Here is a 17,291-nt window from a genome sequence, read left to right as displayed (position 1 = left end):
CGAAAATATCCTTAGAAAGGAGGTGATCCAGCCGCACCTTCCGATACGGCTACCTTGTTACGACTTCACCCCAATCATCTATCCCACCTTCGGCGGCTGGCTCCAAAAGGTTACCTCACCGACTTCGGGTGTTACAAACTCTCGTGGTGTGACGGGCGGTGTGTACAAGGCCCGGGAACGTATTCACCGCGGCATGCTGATCCGCGATTACTAGCGATTCCGGCTTCATGTAGGCGAGTTGCAGCCTACAATCCGAACTGAGAACGACTTTTTCGGATTAGCTCCCTCTCGCGAGTTGGCAACCGTTTGTATCGTCCATTGTAGCACGTGTGTAGCCCAGGTCATAAGGGGCATGATGATTTGACGTCATCCCCACCTTCCTCCGGTTTGTCACCGGCAGTCACCTTAGAGTGCCCAACTAAATGATGGCAACTAAGATCAAGGGTTGCGCTCGTTGCGGGACTTAACCCAACATCTCACGACACGAGCTGACGACAACCATGCACCACCTGTCACCGTTGCCCCCGAAGGGGAAACCATATCTCTACAGTGGTCAACGGGATGTCAAGACCTGGTAAGGTTCTTCGCGTTGCTTCGAATTAAACCACATGCTCCACCGCTTGTGCGGGCCCCCGTCAATTCCTTTGAGTTTCAGTCTTGCGACCGTACTCCCCAGGCGGAGTGCTTAATGCGTTAGCTGCAGCACTAAGGGGCGGAAACCCCCTAACACTTAGCACTCATCGTTTACGGCGTGGACTACCAGGGTATCTAATCCTGTTTGCTCCCCACGCTTTCGCGCCTCAGTGTCAGTTACAGACCAGATAGTCGCCTTCGCCACTGGTGTTCCTCCAAATCTCTACGCATTTCACCGCTACACTTGGAATTCCACTATCCTCTTCTGCACTCAAGTCTCCCAGTTTCCAATGACCCTCCACGGTTGAGCCGTGGGCTTTCACATCAGACTTAAGAAACCACCTGCGCGCGCTTTACGCCCAATAATTCCGGACAACGCTTGCCACCTACGTATTACCGCGGCTGCTGGCACGTAGTTAGCCGTGGCTTTCTAATAAGGTACCGTCAAGGTACAGCCAGTTACTACTGTACTTGTTCTTCCCTTACAACAGAGTTTTACGAACCGAAATCCTTCTTCACTCACGCGGCGTTGCTCCATCAGGCTTTCGCCCATTGTGGAAGATTCCCTACTGCTGCCTCCCGTAGGAGTCTGGGCCGTGTCTCAGTCCCAGTGTGGCCGATCACCCTCTCAGGTCGGCTACGCATCGTCGCCTTGGTGAGCCGTTACCTCACCAACTAGCTAATGCGCCGCGGGCCCATCCTATAGCGACAGCCGAAACCGTCTTTCAATATTTCACCATGAGGTGAAATAGATTATTCGGTATTAGCCCCGGTTTCCCGGAGTTATCCCAAACTATAAGGTAGGTTGCCCACGTGTTACTCACCCGTCCGCCGCTAACGTCAAAGGAGCAAGCTCCTTCTCTGTTCGCTCGACTTGCATGTATTAGGCACGCCGCCAGCGTTCGTCCTGAGCCAGGATCAAACTCTCCATAAAAGAAATTTGATTAGCTCAAATTGTTTTGCTGGCATCATTTTGATGTCCAAAATTTTGTTTCGTTCACCAGTAAATCTAGCTACTTAAAACTTTATTGATTACGTTTTGCTTGTTCAGTTTTCAAGGTTCATTTGGTTGCTAGTTTTTTAATAGCAACTCTTAAATTATAATGTACTCAGTCATCATTGTCAACAACTTTTTTCAAAAAAGTTTTTTTCGTTCACAAGAGACAACTTTTAAATCTTATCACAATCACATTTTGATGTCAACAATTTTTTCGTTTGTCGAATCTTTATGATGGTGTTGTTCTTACGTCTTTTTAACGACAAGTAATAATTTATCATGTTCGCAATTACTTCGCAAGTGTTTTTTTCATAGAAATCAATATTATTGAAAAAACATGCATTAGTAAGCTATTTTATACACTTATGAGAATGTAGATTTTATATCATTCTCTGTTCTAACTTAAATGATTTGTTTTACTATACATTGCTTTCTTTTAAAACTCAACTAATTAAAAACTAAAACATATAAATATAAGCAGGAGTTAAAAGCATCCGCTTCATTTTCTCCTGCTTACTCAACTAAAAAACCTCATCGTTTGTTATTCAAGCTTCGCGCTACTACTTTAAGCCATCATCTTGTGGATCAACTATATTTAAGCACCACAGGAAATTATCCCATGCGGAATACCAGCCACTAAAAATTTCAGAAGAATCATCCCAACGAACATCAAACTTCTTATGTCCGTCGACCTCTACTAAATATAAAGTAAGATTCTCATCTTTTTTGGCAACTACTAATTTCATTCCATGCTCAAGTTCTTCTTCTGTAAATGGAACATCCGATACAGAACGTAATTGAGCCTGTTCAAATACTTGTTTGTTAATAATTTTGTAATTCATTATATGCCCCCAATAAAAGTACTTCTTTTTTATCTACTGTCATTTATAAAACATAGAACTATAAAAGTATAACCTAAATATAATCCACGTTTAAACAACTTAATTTTTTTAATACAAAAAAGAGGAGAATTGCCTTATCCAGCAAATTCCCCTCTTCATTCATTTTATTCTTACTAGAAAAGATGCTTCGACTATTTTGTAATATGACGCATTGTCGGGAATAATAATACATCACGAATGGATGGTGAGTTTGTTAATAGCATGATTAATCGGTCAATACCGATACCTAGTCCACCAGTTGGAGGCATACCATATTCCAAAGCTTCAATGAAATCATTGTCCATTTCATGCGCCTCATCATTACCAGCTGCTTTCTCCGCTAATTGTGCTTCAAAGCGCTGACGTTGATCGATTGGGTCATTTAATTCTGTGAAGGCATTTGCATGCTCACGACGAACAATAAATAGCTCAAAGCGATCTGTGAAACGCTCGTCCTCTGGATTTTTCTTTGCAAGAGGCGAGATTTCCACAGGGTGTCCATATACAAATGTAGGTTGTACTAACGTTTCTTCTATTTTTTGCTCAAAGAATTCATTGATAATATGACCTACTTCATGAACATCTTTCACTTCTACTCCATGTTCTTTAGCAAGAGCCTGAGCTTGCTCTTTTGTCATCGGCTGCCAGAAGTCTACACCAGTTGCTTCTTTTACGGCATCAACCATGTGAACTCGTTTCCAGCCCACTGCTAGGTTAATTTCATCTTCACCATATTGAACTGTAGTCGTTCCAAGAACTTCCTGAGCAACGTGAGCTATCAGGTTTTCAGTGAGAGACATGATATCTTGATAGTCAGCATATGCTTCATAGAGCTCAATCATTGTAAATTCAGGGTTATGGCGTGTAGAAATCCCTTCGTTCCGGAATACACGACCGATCTCATAAACTTTTTCTAAACCACCTACAATTAGGCGTTTTAAGTGCAATTCGATTGCAATTCGCATATATAATTCCATATCAAGTGCATTATGATGAGTAATAAATGGACGAGCAGCCGCACCACCAGCAATTGTATGAAGCATTGGTGTTTCTACTTCTAAATATCCAGCGTTATCTAGATAGTTGCGGATAGCACGGATAATTTTAGAACGTGCTATAAATGTTAGTTTGCTGTCTTCATTCGTCATAAGATCTAAATAGCGTTGGCGATAACGTTGTTCAACATCCTGTAAACCATGGAATTTCTCTGGCATAGGACGTAGCGCCTTTGTTAGGAATGTGAATTCCTCTGCCTTTACTGAAAGCTCCCCAACCTGTGTACGGAATACATTTCCTCGGATACCTACGATATCTCCCAAATCAGCTTGTTTAAATAATTCATACGCTTCTTCACCAACATGGTCTTGACGTACGTAGATTTGAATTTGGCCACCTAAATCCTGAATATGTGCAAAGCCAGCTTTTCCTTTACCGCGTTTTGTCATTATACGACCCGCAATAATAACCTCTTGCAGATTCTCTTCTAGCTGTTCTTTTGTTTGGTCTGCAAATTGCTCCTTTACTTCTGTTGACAAATGCGTACGCTCAAAACGGCTCCCAAATGGATCTTGTCCGTTCTCTAATATAGTCGTCATTTTTTGGCGTCTCACCAAAAGCTGGTCATTTAATTCTTCTATGTTTGACACTTGTTTCACTCCTTAAATAAATAGCGTTTACGTCCATAATATTTCTATTGTACACAATTTTAAAGCTGTAATCATCTGTTTCAGTTTATTTTCAACACAAGATTAGATAATTAATAATTCTAAAAATTAAAGGCCGTAAAATAAAAGCGTCTCTGTCAAAACTAGAGACGCCAACAATACCTTTATCTTAAATAATGAATTCTTTAGCTTCAGGAATGAAGAAATTGGACTCCGATTCTTCATACTCTCGTACAAGACCATTTAATAACGCGCGAAGCTCTGCTGCCGTTTCTGTTTGGTTAATAGCGTTCCGTGCTTTACCATTACCGCGAATCCCCTTCAAATACCATGAAGCATGCTTACGCATTTCACGAACTGCAATACCTTCTCCTTTTAATTGTAGAAGACGTTCAAAGTGAAGTAGACATACATCCATTTTTTCACGTACGCTCGGTTCTTCCTTTAATTCACCCGTTTCTAGGTATTGAACTGTACGATAAATCATCCATGGGTTACCCAAAGCAGCACGACCAATCATCACTGCATCTACACCTGTCGTTTCAAGCATACGTTTAGCATCCTGTGGTGTTTCTACATCACCGTTACCAAGAACAGGAATTTTCACGTTTTCCTTTACCTGACGAATGATATCCCAATTCGCCTTCCCTTCGTACATTTGTACACGGGTACGACCATGAACTGCTACCGCTGATGCTCCAGCACGCTCAACAGCCTGGGCATTTTCAATAGCGAAGATATGCTCGTCATCCCAACCAATTCGCATTTTTACGCTAATAGGTTTTTTCACTGCATCCACCACAGCCGCTACCATTTCATACACTTTATTGGGATCTAATAGTAACCGTGCTCCCGCTTCACATTTAATAATTTTATTAACAGGGCATCCCATATTGATATCAATAATATCAGCGGTTGTATTTTGATCTACATACTTAGCTGCCTCTACTAACGTTTCTTTATCTCCACCAAAAATTTGCAGTGACAGGGGATTTTCACGTTCATCGATATAAAGCATACCTAATGTTTTTTCGTTTTTTTGAACAATGCCCTTATCACTAATCATTTCAGCATATACGAGCCCTGCTCCAAATTCCTTTACGGTTAAGCGGAAAGCAGAATTACAAATTCCAGCCATTGGAGCTAATACAACACGGTTGTCCATGACAATATCGCCAATTCGAAAGGGCTTCTCTGTTGTTTGACTCAACGTTGTCTTCCTCCTATATAGGCATGTACCTATTTATCCTTAATTAAAAATTTTATATAAAGCGCCTACCTAATTCACTGTAAGAGGTTCGTTAGTTGGCTTCCACAAGCTGATACCTTCACTCTCACAGTCCATCTGTTGCAATAAATGATGTGCTTGTTGTAGCTGACCTCCGAATGGCGTTGGAGTAATCTCTACTAATGGCACTAAGACGAAAGCTCGCTCATACATTCTTGGGTGAGGAACAATTAGGTTCTCTGTTTCAATATTTTCGTGATTGTAAAGTAAAATGTCAAGGTCGATAATTCGTGGACCCCAACGAAATTCTCGCACACGTCCTAGTTCCTGTTCAATTGATTGGCAAATCTTCAGCATTTCAGTAGATGATGCATCGGTTTTGAGATGAACAGCAATATTCAAAAAATCTGCCTGATCTGTATAGCCTACTGCTGCCGTTTCATAAACCGACGAAACACGAACAACCTCAATGTTCACCTTCTCTCTTAAGAGAGCAATAGCCTTTTGAAGGTTTTCATATCTCTCACCCATATTTGTACCTATTGATAGATAGACATCTTTCATTAAAAATCACCTCTCGTTACTTCAACAGACACTTCTTTGTAATAGCCATGAATTGGTGGGTCTGGCTTGATCAGTTCTACACGGACACCTTTTACTTTTTCGGGGTAGGTTGTTAAGATCACGTTTGCTATTTTTACAACAAGTGCCTCAATAAGCTTAAAAGGTTCTCCTTCAACAATATCACGGCACACTGCATAGACCTCTGCATAATTTACTGTATAGGCTAGGTCATCTGTTTCTCCAGCCATGGTCATATCTACAGCCAGCGAAACATTTGCTCGAAAACGTTGACCAAGAGTTGTTTCTGCCGCTAATACGCCATGGTAACCATAAAACTGCATGTCCTTTAAATGAATGTAATCCATTATGCCTCCTCCTTATACAGTCGCTTTCCTACTAACACATCCGCCATATGTGCTGCACGTGCCATTTCCTTTACATCATGAACACGTATCATATGACAGCCCTTTTCAATTCCATAAACTACCGTTGCTCCCGTGCCTTCAAGACGTTCATCCACAGGTAGCTTCAGCACATTACCAATCATAGATTTACGTGATGTTGCTAAAAGTACAGGGTAGCCCATCTCCACTAAATCCTCTAAGTGTTGCATCATGGCTATATTATGCTCAGTATTTTTGGCAAAGCCAATGCCAGGATCTAGGATAATATGATGATCAGGAACCCCTGCTTGATGTGCGATAACAATACTTTTTTCTATGTCTGCCTTTGCCGATGCCCAAAAATCAACACCATAATCCAAATTTTCACGATTGTGCATTAAAATTATTGGAACATGTAAATCAGCAGCAACCTGTGCAATTTCCGGTTCAGCTTTTGCTCCCCAAATATCATTTATCATATGTGCTCCTGCCTCAATGGCCGCTCGCGCTACATTTGCTTTATACGTATCCACCGAAATAATGGCATCTACTTCTTTCAGCAAAGCTTGTATAACAGGTACAATACGTGCAATTTCTTTTTCATCTGAAATACGCTCGTAGCCTGGACGTGTAGACTCTCCGCCTACATCAATTATTTTAGCCCCATCAGCCACCATTTTTTTTGCTTGAGCTACCGCAGCTTCGACACTGTTGAACTTTCCTCCATCAGAGAAGGAATCTGGTGTAACATTTAGAATACCCATTATAAAGGTTTCTTTCGTAAAATCTAATGGAATACCATTAATCGTTAATGGTTTCATATATTTTTCTAGCATAAAAACGCTCCTTCTATCGTTGCTCCACTTCTTGAGCAAATGCATCATGCAAACGCATATAAACAGGTCCTCTATTACCTAATAATTGCTGGTTCTCTACGTTAATGATTGGTACAAGCTCCTGCACAGAATTGGTAATAAAGCATTCCGTACTTTGTTGTAAATCTTCCTTCCTATAAAAGCCTTCGCTTACCTCAATACCCAGGGCATTGGCTTTCTTAATAACCCAAGCTCGAACAATGCCAGGTAGTATACCTGTTTCCAAGGAAGGCGTATATAGTATATCATTTTTTACCCAAAAAACATTTGAGGTCACACCTTCAGCAACGTAGCCTGCTTCCGTTAAAAAGAAGCCTTCTTGTTCCGCCAATGATGGTAGCTCAAAACGCCCCAGCACATTGTTGCCAAAGTGATGTGATTTAACTCGCAGCCCTTGTTCAGGTGAATTACGTGGTGTAGTAAGCCATTGAGCAGTCTTTTCAGTTCCACGAGGTGTATCCTGTAATTCCTTACGAAAGAGAATGACGTTGGGTGTTGTGTATTCTGTTGGCTGTAAACCAATATTATGTTCACCTGCTGAAACATTAAGGCGGAAATAGCCATCCTGACCGCCGGCTTGTTGATTTAATTCTTGCACAACCTCCAGTAATACACTTTCAGGATAGGTAAGATGAATGCGATATTGCGATAGAGCCTGCTGTAATCTTTCCATATGTGCGTCCCATCCAAATACTTGTCCTTTATATGTTCGGAATGTTTCAAAGAAGCCCAAACCATATAAAAAACCGTGGTCAAAGGGGGAAATCCGCAGATCCTTTTCTGCCATATAGCTTCCGTTTATCCAGCACCGCATCTATTTCACTCCTTCTACGTACATTTCTATAAATTGACGCAGGAGTTTTTTTCCTTGCTCAGTCATAATAGATTCTGGGTGATATTGTACGCCCTCTATTGGATAATCCTTGTGACGAAGTCCCATAATTTCTCCCTCTTCTGTCCAAGCGGTTACTTCTAGGCACGTCGGTAGCGTCTCTTTTTCGACAATAAGAGAATGATAGCGAGTAGCTTGAAATGGGTTTGGCATAGCTTTATGTAAACCAACTTCAGCATGTAATACAGGGGATGTCTTCCCATGCATAAGGCGCTCAGCTCGGATTACCTGGCCGCCAAACACTTGTGCAATAGCCTGATGTCCAAGACATACTCCTAAAATCGGAATATTTCCCGCGAAATATCGGATAATGTTCAGACTTTCACCAGCCTCATTTGGGCTACACGGCCCCGGTGAAATAACTATCATATCAGGTGCAAGTTGTTCGATGTCCTCTATTGTTAATACATCATTTCGTTTTACTATTATTTCATGTCCAAATTCCCCCAAATATTGTACGATATTATAAATAAATGAATCATAGTTATCAATCATTAAAATCATTTTGCTCGCTCCTCCGCCATTGCCTTAGCCTGCCACATTGCCTTCGCCTTATTTAAAGATTCCTGATATTCTCTTGCTGGAACAGAATCAATGACAATACCGGCCCCTGCCTGAATATGGGCAACCCCATCTTTTATAAATGCTGTACGGATTACAATATTAAACTCCATATCTCCGGTATAGCCGAGCCAACCAATAGAACCAGTGTATAGACCACGTCGCACAGGCTCTAACTCTTCGATAATCTCCATTGTACGTATCTTTGGTGCACCAGTAATAGTACCTCCTGGGAACATTGCACGGATAACATCAGCATTTGTTTTACCTTCTGCTATTTCTCCCCTAACATTCGATACAATGTGCATGACATGCGAATAGCGTTCAATGACCATAAATTCATCCACTTCTACTGTTCCATAGGTTGATACTCGTCCTAAATCATTACGCTCTAAATCTACTAACATCACGTGTTCTGCGCGTTCTTTATCATTGTCAATTAATTCTTGAGCTAATGCTAAATCTTCCGCTTCAGATTTCCCTCTTGGTCGAGTTCCTGCAATTGGTCTCGTCGATAACTCTTTACCCTGGCGTTTGACTAAAAGCTCGGGTGATCCAGAAACAACTGCAAAATCTGGAGCTTCCATATAAGCCATATAAGGTGACGGATTAAAGGCTCGTAATGCCTCATATACATCCATCGCTGTCGCACTTAGATTTTTGGATTGACGAACTGATAAATTAACCTGAAAAACATCACCTTCCGCGATATAGGTTTGTATTTTCTTCACCGCCGCCTCAAATTCAGTCCCTGCGAATGACACAAGCAATTCACTCTCGTCATTGTCTACTTCTATAGCATTTGTTTTTTCAAATTTGCGCGTAGCTAATCCATCTTGGGCTGCAACTTGCCAATTAGTAGCCCACTCATCTAGGTCAACAACACAATCTTCTAGCTTCATTAACGTGACCGTATTGCTTTTCACATCGTGTACTGCCCAGCAATCAAACAGATAAAAGAAAATATCGGGTATATGCAAATCATCTATAGCTGTATTGGGAAGCACTTCTATATTGCGCGCATAATCATATGTCACAAATCCAATTGCCCCCCCCTGAAAGATTGGAAGCTCCGCATTATAAGAAACTTGATAATCCGCCACGAGCTCTTCTAGTAACGCAAGAGATTCACCTGGTAAAACTTCACTTCTACCGTTTCTCCAATTTACTAAAAGTCCGTTCTCTACTGCTTGTGCAGTTGCTAATGGATTCCAAGCTGCTATTGTAAAATGACCACCCCGTCCACTTTCTAAAAAGACATGCGAATGTTGTGTCTCTGTTTGCTTTTTATAACTATAAAAAAATGAATCTGCATCCATCTCTACTGTTTTCGTCAGAATTGTCTTCAAGTTAGTTTTCCCCTTTTAAATCATATGATGTGATTCCATCTTAACTTGAATATTACTTAGAAGCGAATATTTTTATAAGGCTCTATGAAATTCTAAGCGCACTAAAAAAGACCCCTCATCATGTAGGAGTCTTTTTGTATTAACTTATATTAGTCTTCAAATTGATAGAGAGGTGTTGATAGGTAACGTTCACCATTAGAAGGCACAATAGCAAGCACATTCGAACCCTTACCTAAACGTTTTGCAGCTTCAATGGCAGCATAGATTGCAGCGCCAGATGAAATACCACATAAGATACCTTCTTCACGCGCTACTTTACGAGCTACCTCAAAAGCTACCTCGTTTTCAACAGGGAATACAGAAGAATAGATATCTGTATCTAAAACTGTCGGCACAAATCCTGCTCCAATCCCTTGAATTTTATGTGGACCCGGTTGACCACCCGAAAGAACAGGTGAATCTTTTGGTTCTACAGCGATAATTTCAATTGTTGGATACTTTTCTTTTAATACGGAACCAGCACCTGTAATAGTACCACCCGTACCAACCCCAGCTACAAATGCATCTAGCGTTAAGCCATCAAATGCTTCAACAATTTCAGGACCTGTAGTTAGACGGTGAATAACAGCATTCGCTGGATTTGTGAATTGTTGTGGCAGGAAATAGCCATGCTCTGCAGATAATTCTTCCGCTTTAGCAATCGCGCCTTTCATCCCTGCTGGTCCAGGAGTTAAGACAAGCTCCGCACCATAAGCACGAAGTAGGTTTCGACGCTCTAGACTCATTGTTTCTGGCATTACTAAAATTGCTTTATAGCCTTTAGCAGCAGCAATCATCGCAAGACCAATACCTGTGTTGCCAGACGTCGGCTCGATAATCGTACCACCAGGCTGTAACGTTCCATCTTTTTCTGCCGCTTCAATCATTGCTAAAGCTAAACGGTCTTTCACTGAGCTTCCCGGATTAAAATACTCTAATTTTACATAAACAGTACCTTCATTTTCACTTGTTGCATGATTTAATTTAACGATTGGTGTTTTACCAACTAATTCAGCTATTGAGTTTGCTAATCTACTCATTTAATAATCCACTCCCAATCCCTACTATTTTTATAGGTTTTACTTATTTTGTATTTTATCAATTTTTCCATTCGATTGTCAATAAATAAAACTTGTATTTTCAGAATATTTATCTACCGTCAGTGGATAGAATATTTTACAGTCAATCAAACATCGCACAAAGATAAAAAGAATCTACAACATTTGTCGGGTAAGTCCATTCTGATGACTTCAAATGTCTGCAAGTTGTTTCAGACTCATGCTACCCGCAAACAACTTGCAGATTCCTCTATTTATTATTTTTCTTTTTTAGATTCTCCATAATACCACGTAGCATTAAATTCAGACCAAAACGCTTCTGGTGTAACAGATTGTGGCAACTGCTCTAAAGCCAATTCACGCTCGATATGTTCTTTCACATCGTCATATGTAAAGGATTGTCCCTCTAAAATCTCTTGCACCTGAACAATGCCATAATGACCATTATCTAACTTAAAGGCTTTACTTACCTCATTAACCTTTGTAGACTTCACAGCATTAATAATGGCAGGGTCCACGTTTTCCTGATTTTCCGTCAGGAAACCAACATCTCCCCCTAGGCTTGCCGAAGCACTGTCTAAGGAAATCTCGCGGGCTAGCACTGAAAAATCAGAGCCATTTTTTAACTCACCCAACGCCTCATCAGCAGCTTTCTTGGCGTCAACCTCGATAAAATTGGTACGATAGCTTGTTTTTGTATTGTAAAGTCCCTGATTTTCCTCATAGTACTTTTCAATACTCTCTTCATTTATCACTACATCTTTCGTGAGTACCTTATCTAAAATAAGTTGTGAACGAATTTTTTGGCGAAGTTGCTCCGCAGTAAGGTTTTGCATCGCTGTATCAAATTTATCTTGAGCAGAGCGCATTAAGGCTAACTCGAGATCAATTTCTTGATCAGTAACTTTTATTTTATATGTCTTTGCAGCCTTTTCCATTACAGTTTCATTGACTAAACTTTGTAGGGTTTCTTTGCCATATCGTTCTTCCATAGCAATCATCCACTCTTGTCGCGTGATAACATCCCCGTCAATGGCAGCGACTTGTTCGTCGCTACCAATCTCCTGACCTTTATTTGGGATGACCCATCCAATGAACCATAAAATATTACCTAATAACAATATGGCAATGACAGCCAAAGCTGGTTTGGTTTTTAAACGGCGCTGTAATAAAGGGGTTTGGTTTGTTGTTGCAGTGGCAGAAGGTCGTCTATTACGATTTGAGCTCATCAATAAACCCTTCTAACTCTTCTTTTGAAAAATGATAGGTCTCTAAGCAGAAATGACATTGTGCATCAGCACTGCCATCCTCTTCAATCATTTCTTTAATTTCTGCTATTCCTAGACCTAAAATTGCTGCACCAAACCGTTCTTTTGAACATTGACATTTAAATTCAACTGGCATGGAATCTAAAATTTGTAGATGTCCATTGCCTAATACAGCTTCTAAAATTTGCTCCGGTGTAAAGCCTTTTTCAATCATTTTCGAAACCGGCTCTATTGTAGCAAGATGCTGTTCGATTTCATTAATTGTTTCTTCTTCACAACCTGGCATTAATTGTAGAATAAATCCCCCTGCTGCAAGAATAGTGTTGTCCGGATTAACCAATACACCCAAACCAACTGATGAAGGTACTTGCTCAGATGTAGCGAAATAATAAGTAAAATCTTCAGCTATTTCACCTGAAACAATGGGCGTTTGACCCGAAAACATATCTCGTAAACCAAGGTCCTTAACGATTGTTAGAGCTCCTTCAGTTCCAACACCTGCTCGAACATCCAGCTTACCCTGCTCGTTTAAATCGAAATGAACATGAGGATTCGTGACAAATCCACGTACTTCTCCATGTGCATTACTATCGATTACCATTGGACCAATCGGACCATTACCCTCAATCTTAATAGTGATCTTCTCTTCACCTTTTAACATAGCACCCATCATGACAGCCGCCGTCATTGAGCGTCCTAGAGCCGCTGATACTACTGGCCATGTATCGTGACGACGTTGCGCTTCTGCAACCGTTGCTGTTGTACGAGCAGCAAACACACGAACCTGTCCATTAAATCCTAAACCTCTAACTAAATAGTCCTTCATAAATGAAATGTCCCTCATTTCTTATTGGTTACGTTTATATAGTTTATATAAACCCTTTAGCGTTAAAAACGGATCCACAACATCAATAATTTGCGTTTCCCCTGCAATTAGATTTGCTAATCCACCTGTAGCAATTACTAATGGTTCCTCTTTACTTTGTCCCTTCATCCGATTAACAATGCCCTCAACTTGTCCTACGAAGCCATAAAAAATTCCGGCCTGCATGGCGGAAACGGTTGTTTTTCCTACAATATGTGCAGGTCTTACTATTTCAATACGAGGCAATCTAGCAGCCTGCGTATAAAGTGCCTCTGTAGAAATGGTAATACCTGGGGCAATAGCACCACCCATGTAATCGCCTTTTTCGTTTAAATAGCAGTAGGTTGTTGCTGTACCAAAATCAACTATAATACAAGGTGCTTTATATAAGTCTAAAGCTGCTATCGCGTTGACAATACGGTCAGAACCAACCTCGCGAGGATTTTCGTATTTAATATTCAAACCTGTTTTGACACCAGGACCCACTACTAGAGGTTTTTTTCGAAAATACTTTTGACACATTGCCTCTAATGAATACATAATCGGTGGCACAACTGAAGATATAATAATGCCCGTTACTTGTTCAAATGAAATACCTGCATGATTAAAAAACGAAAGAACTTGCATAGCATATTCATCTTCTGTTTTATAAAGGTCTGTCACCATACGCCAATGGAAGGCTAATTGTTCTTTTTCATCATACACACCTAACACAATATTAGAATTCCCTGCATCTAGAACTAAAATCAAGGTTGACACCCCCATATCATCATTGTAACTTTCGTCAACCTACTGTTACAACTTACATTATCCATCTAACTTGAAGTTAAAACACTTTAGAAAATGATACCATACTTTTTATCCGAGGAAATAGTATTCCAGCCTTCTTTAAAAAAGAGCATCCTTAGTTAGGACGCTCCTTAAAAAATTATTTGAAATTAAATTTTTCCGGATCTGGACCACAGCGTAATCCGTCATTTAAAGCATCCAATTGAGTCATTTCATCATCTGTTAATGCAAAGTCAAAAATATCAAGGTTTTCAATCATACGAGTTTCTGTCATCGTTTTCGGGATGGTTACAACGTTATGCTGTACATCATAGCGTAATACGATTTGAGCAGGCGTTTTACCATACTTAGATGCTAACTCTTGAATCAATGCTTCCTCCAATAATGCGCCGTTCATTAAAGGAGACCAAGCCTCTACTTGGATACCCTTGTCTGTACAATAAGCACGCACTTCCTCTTGTGTTAAATGAGGATGGAATTCAATTTGATTAATAACAGGGACAACTGTAGCTTCTTTCAAAAGATATTCTAAATGATGTACATGGAAATTACTAACACCAATTGAACGCACACGGCCATCTTGATATATTTTTTCGAGTGCCTTATAGACATCCAAATAATTTGTGTCAATGCCTGGCCAATGCACTAAGTAAAGATCCAAATAGTCTAACCCTATCTTCTCTAAACTGCTATCATAAGCAGCAAGTGTTTCTTCATAGGAAAGTCCATCGTTCCAAACTTTAGATGTTATAAATAATTCTTCACGAGTTACCAAACCTTCTTCAATGGCTGCTCTTATACCCCGTCCAACACTTTCTTCATTACGATATACTTGTGCCGTATCAATGCTTCGATAACCTTTCGCAATAGCCGTTTTTACTGCTTCAGCTAAATCCTCACCTTCCGGAACACGAAATACACCGTAACCAACCAAAGGCATTTTAAGTCCATTATTCAATGTTACAGTTCCCATGCGCAAACACTCCTATCGATTTTTATTTACAAATACATCTTGTCTACATCATAAGTGCAGAGTCACATGTAGCTATCTTTCACTAATATCCTAATGCTTCTTCATAATAAAAGGCAAAGAAAAAGGCTGTTTACTCATTTTACAGTAAACAGCCTTTTCAATTTATTCACGTTTTTCGTCGATACCCTTAGGTGTATCATTAGATTCCTTGCCTTCTTTTGCAAGGTCTAAAGTTGTTGGATTTGGGCCTTTACTTAAAAGCTCTTTTTCAACAACTGGTTCACCAATCGTATCTAACGTTGGCTTCGCTTCCACTTTCGGAGTGTTATTCCCCTCAACGATAGCCTCTGGTTCTGGTAAAACACCATGATCACGCAAATGCTCGATTTCCTGCGCATTTAATGTTTCTTTCTCCATTAATGTGTTAGCGATTAAATCAAGTAACTCACGTTTCTCTGTCAGAATACGTTTTGTACGCTCATATTGCGTATCGATAATTTTTTGCATTTCTTTATCAATTTCATAAGCTATTGAATCAGAGTAATTTTGGTCAGAATTAAAGTCGCGGCCAAGGAATACATTTCCACCCTGACTTGAACCGAATTGCATTGCACCAAGATTTTCACTCATTCCATATTCAGTAACCATTGCACGAGCGATACTTGTAACCTTTTGGAAATCGTTATGTGCCCCCGTAGAGACTTCACCAAGAACGATTTCTTCAGCTACGCGACCACCAAGCAGTCCTGCAATACGGTCTAAAAGCTCTTGTCTTGTTGTAAAGAAACGTTCTTCCTTCGGTAACATAATGGCATATCCACCCGCTTGACCGCGTGGAACAATTGTTACTTTGTGAACTGTATCTGCTTCATCAAGCTCTAGACCCACAACTACGTGACCAGCTTCATGGAAGGATACAAGTTTTTTCTCTTTGGCTGAATATACTCGGCTCGCTTTAGCTGGACCAGCGATTACACGGTCAGAAGCTTCATCGATATCTGCCATATTAATGGTACGTTTACTTTTACGAGCTGCTACAAGTGCGGCCTCGTTAAGTAAGTTTTCTAAATCTGCACCTGAGAAACCTGGCGTACGTTGTGCAACTGCTGCTAAATCAACTGTATCTGCTAAAGGCTTATTTCGTGCATGTACCTTGAGAATCGCCTCACGTCCTTTTACATCAGGATGTCCTACTGTAATTTGACGGTCAAAACGACCTGGACGTAATAACGCTTTATCTAAAATATCTGGTCTGTTTGTCGCAGCGATGATAATAATACCCTCGTTTGCTCCGAAACCATCCATTTCAACTAACAACTGGTTCAGTGTTTGTTCACGCTCGTCATGACCCCCGCCTAGACCAGCGCCACGTTGACGACCTACTGCATCAATTTCATCTATAAAGATGATACATGGTGCATTTTTCTTTGCATTTTCGAATAGGTCTCGGACACGTGATGCACCGACACCGACAAACATTTCTACGAAGTCAGAACCTGAAATAGAGAAGAAAGGAACGCCTGCTTCGCCCGCCACCGCACGTGCAAGTAATGTTTTACCTGTACCTGGAGGACCTACAAGTAAGATACCTTTTGGAATACGCGCACCAATTTCTGTGAATTTTCGATGGTCTTTTAAGAAGTCTACAACTTCTACAAGCTCCGCTTTCTCTTCATCAGCACCTGCTACATCTGTAAAACGAACCTTTTTCTTTTGGTCATCATAAAGTTTAGCTTTACTTTTACCAAAGCTCATCACTTTATTACCGCCACCTTGAGATTGGCTCATTAGGAAGAAGAACAAGAAAATGATGATAATGAAAGGAATAATCCCTGTAAAGAATTGAATCCATCCGCTCGTTTCTGGCGCCGCTAAATATTTAATATTACTATTTTTTTCCTTAGCAGCCTCATCAATGCGATCCATTAATGATTGGTTATCGCGAGGGATATTCACTGTAAAGCTTTGACCCTTTTCATAACCTTTCAATGTACCTTCAACGACGTAAACTGATTTATCAGGTTGAATTGTAGCACTTGTTATTTCTTTCTTATCTAGAGCTTGTTGGAACTCATGATAAGTTAACTCTTTCGTTGGTGACTTACCACCATTGAAAGTACCAAAAATACCGATAATCACTAGGAAAATCAGTAGATAGAATATGGTATATCGAAATATTCGATTCATCTCCAGCCTCCTCATTACAAACAGAAAAATTATAAGTAAAATCTTAACATATCATGATTTCATCATACAACGAAAAGCCCTACTT

General features: G+C 40.3%; 15 protein-coding genes and 1 rRNA gene. All 16 read right to left on the bottom strand.

Features of this window, described 5'->3' with window-relative positions; genetic code table 11:
- Positions 1-15 precede the first annotated feature (15 nt).
- A 16S ribosomal RNA gene (locus tag ACE1MS_RS00535) occupies positions 16-1,567 on the bottom strand.
- A gap of 623 nt (positions 1,568-2,190) precedes the next feature.
- A complete protein-coding gene (locus ACE1MS_RS00530; RefSeq protein ID WP_012291910.1) occupies positions 2,191-2,472 on the bottom strand; it encodes a hypothetical protein in 282 nt (93 codons plus the stop codon).
- A gap of 191 nt (positions 2,473-2,663) precedes the next feature.
- The gene (gene lysS, locus ACE1MS_RS00525; protein WP_012291909.1) at positions 2,664-4,166 is read right to left on the bottom strand and encodes a lysine--tRNA ligase; all 1,503 of its coding nucleotides are present in this window, start codon (positions 4,164-4,166) and stop codon (positions 2,664-2,666) included.
- A 178-nt stretch (positions 4,167-4,344) separates the two neighbouring features.
- Positions 4,345-5,385: a tRNA dihydrouridine synthase DusB gene (dusB, locus tag ACE1MS_RS00520; protein ID WP_012291908.1), complete on the bottom strand. Its 1,041-nt coding sequence runs from the start codon at positions 5,383-5,385 to the stop codon at positions 4,345-4,347.
- Between the two features lie 69 nt (positions 5,386-5,454).
- Positions 5,455-5,967 (bottom strand): 2-amino-4-hydroxy-6-hydroxymethyldihydropteridine diphosphokinase, encoded by a 513-nt coding sequence (gene folK, locus ACE1MS_RS00515; RefSeq protein ID WP_012291907.1) that lies wholly within the window; start codon positions 5,965-5,967, stop codon positions 5,455-5,457.
- Entirely contained in the window at positions 5,967-6,332 is a 366-nt protein-coding gene (gene folB, locus ACE1MS_RS00510; protein WP_012291906.1) for a dihydroneopterin aldolase, read from the bottom strand. Before folB ends, folK begins: the two co-directional genes overlap by 1 nt.
- On the bottom strand, positions 6,332-7,186 hold the full coding sequence (folP, locus tag ACE1MS_RS00505) for a dihydropteroate synthase (RefSeq protein WP_031416136.1): 855 nt from the start codon (positions 7,184-7,186) through the stop codon (positions 6,332-6,334). Before folP ends, folB begins: the two co-directional genes overlap by 1 nt.
- Before the next feature lie 13 nt (positions 7,187-7,199).
- On the bottom strand, positions 7,200-8,039 hold the full coding sequence (gene pabC, locus ACE1MS_RS00500) for an aminodeoxychorismate lyase (protein ID WP_447402636.1): 840 nt from the start codon (positions 8,037-8,039) through the stop codon (positions 7,200-7,202).
- Complete coding sequence (gene pabA, locus ACE1MS_RS00495; protein ID WP_012291903.1) at positions 8,040-8,621, bottom strand: aminodeoxychorismate/anthranilate synthase component II; 582 nt, start codon at positions 8,619-8,621, stop codon at positions 8,040-8,042.
- Positions 8,618-10,027 (bottom strand): anthranilate synthase component I family protein, encoded by a 1,410-nt coding sequence (locus ACE1MS_RS00490; RefSeq protein WP_031416134.1) that lies wholly within the window; start codon positions 10,025-10,027, stop codon positions 8,618-8,620. Before ACE1MS_RS00490 ends, pabA begins: the two co-directional genes overlap by 4 nt.
- 149 nt (positions 10,028-10,176) lie before the next feature.
- Entirely contained in the window at positions 10,177-11,106 is a 930-nt protein-coding gene (cysK, locus tag ACE1MS_RS00485; protein WP_012291901.1) for a cysteine synthase A, read from the bottom strand.
- Positions 11,107-11,381: 275 nt separating this feature from the next.
- Positions 11,382-12,353, bottom strand: coding sequence for a peptidyl-prolyl cis-trans isomerase (locus tag ACE1MS_RS00480; protein WP_031416132.1), 972 nt, complete (start codon positions 12,351-12,353; stop codon positions 11,382-11,384).
- The gene (gene hslO / locus ACE1MS_RS00475) at positions 12,337-13,218 is read right to left on the bottom strand and encodes an Hsp33 family molecular chaperone HslO (RefSeq protein ID WP_031416131.1); all 882 of its coding nucleotides are present in this window, start codon (positions 13,216-13,218) and stop codon (positions 12,337-12,339) included. Before hslO ends, ACE1MS_RS00480 begins: the two co-directional genes overlap by 17 nt.
- A gap of 21 nt (positions 13,219-13,239) precedes the next feature.
- Complete coding sequence (locus ACE1MS_RS00470; protein ID WP_031416130.1) at positions 13,240-14,007, bottom strand: type III pantothenate kinase; 768 nt, start codon at positions 14,005-14,007, stop codon at positions 13,240-13,242.
- A 178-nt stretch (positions 14,008-14,185) separates the two neighbouring features.
- Positions 14,186-15,019, bottom strand: a complete 834-nt coding sequence (locus ACE1MS_RS00465) for an aldo/keto reductase (protein ID WP_031416128.1) — start codon at positions 15,017-15,019, stop codon at positions 14,186-14,188.
- Between the two features lie 162 nt (positions 15,020-15,181).
- Entirely contained in the window at positions 15,182-17,206 is a 2,025-nt protein-coding gene (gene ftsH / locus ACE1MS_RS00460; RefSeq protein ID WP_031416127.1) for an ATP-dependent zinc metalloprotease FtsH, read from the bottom strand.
- Positions 17,207-17,291: the final 85 nt, after the last annotated feature.

It is taken from the genome of Lysinibacillus sp. fkY74-1 (assembly GCF_053165895.1).
Note: the sequence above shows the minus strand (reverse complement) of the source record. Positions and strands in the feature narration are given on the sequence as shown.

Bases quoted from the DNA above. Each gene is read 5' to 3' on its own strand.
- ACE1MS_RS00530 (WP_012291910.1), bottom strand. From the start codon at position 2,472: ATGAATTACAAAATTATTAACAAACAAGTATTTGAACAGGCTCAATTA.
- folK (WP_012291907.1), bottom strand. From the start codon at position 5,967: ATGAAAGATGTCTATCTATCAATAGGTACAAATATGGGTGAGAGATAT.
- folB (WP_012291906.1), bottom strand. From the start codon at position 6,332: ATGGATTACATTCATTTAAAGGACATGCAGTTTTATGGTTACCATGGC.
- folP (WP_031416136.1), bottom strand. From the start codon at position 7,186: ATGCTAGAAAAATATATGAAACCATTAACGATTAATGGTATTCCATTA.
- pabC (WP_447402636.1), bottom strand. From the start codon at position 8,039: ATGCGGTGCTGGATAAACGGAAGCTATATGGCAGAAAAGGATCTGCGG.
- pabA (WP_012291903.1), bottom strand. From the start codon at position 8,621: ATGATTTTAATGATTGATAACTATGATTCATTTATTTATAATATCGTA.
- cysK (WP_012291901.1), bottom strand. From the start codon at position 11,106: ATGAGTAGATTAGCAAACTCAATAGCTGAATTAGTTGGTAAAACACCA.
- ACE1MS_RS00480 (WP_031416132.1), bottom strand. From the start codon at position 12,353: ATGAGCTCAAATCGTAATAGACGACCTTCTGCCACTGCAACAACAAAC.
- hslO (WP_031416131.1), bottom strand. From the start codon at position 13,218: ATGAAGGACTATTTAGTTAGAGGTTTAGGATTTAATGGACAGGTTCGT.
- ACE1MS_RS00465 (WP_031416128.1), bottom strand. From the start codon at position 15,019: ATGGGAACTGTAACATTGAATAATGGACTTAAAATGCCTTTGGTTGGT.
- ftsH (WP_031416127.1), bottom strand. From the start codon at position 17,206: ATGAATCGAATATTTCGATATACCATATTCTATCTACTGATTTTCCTA.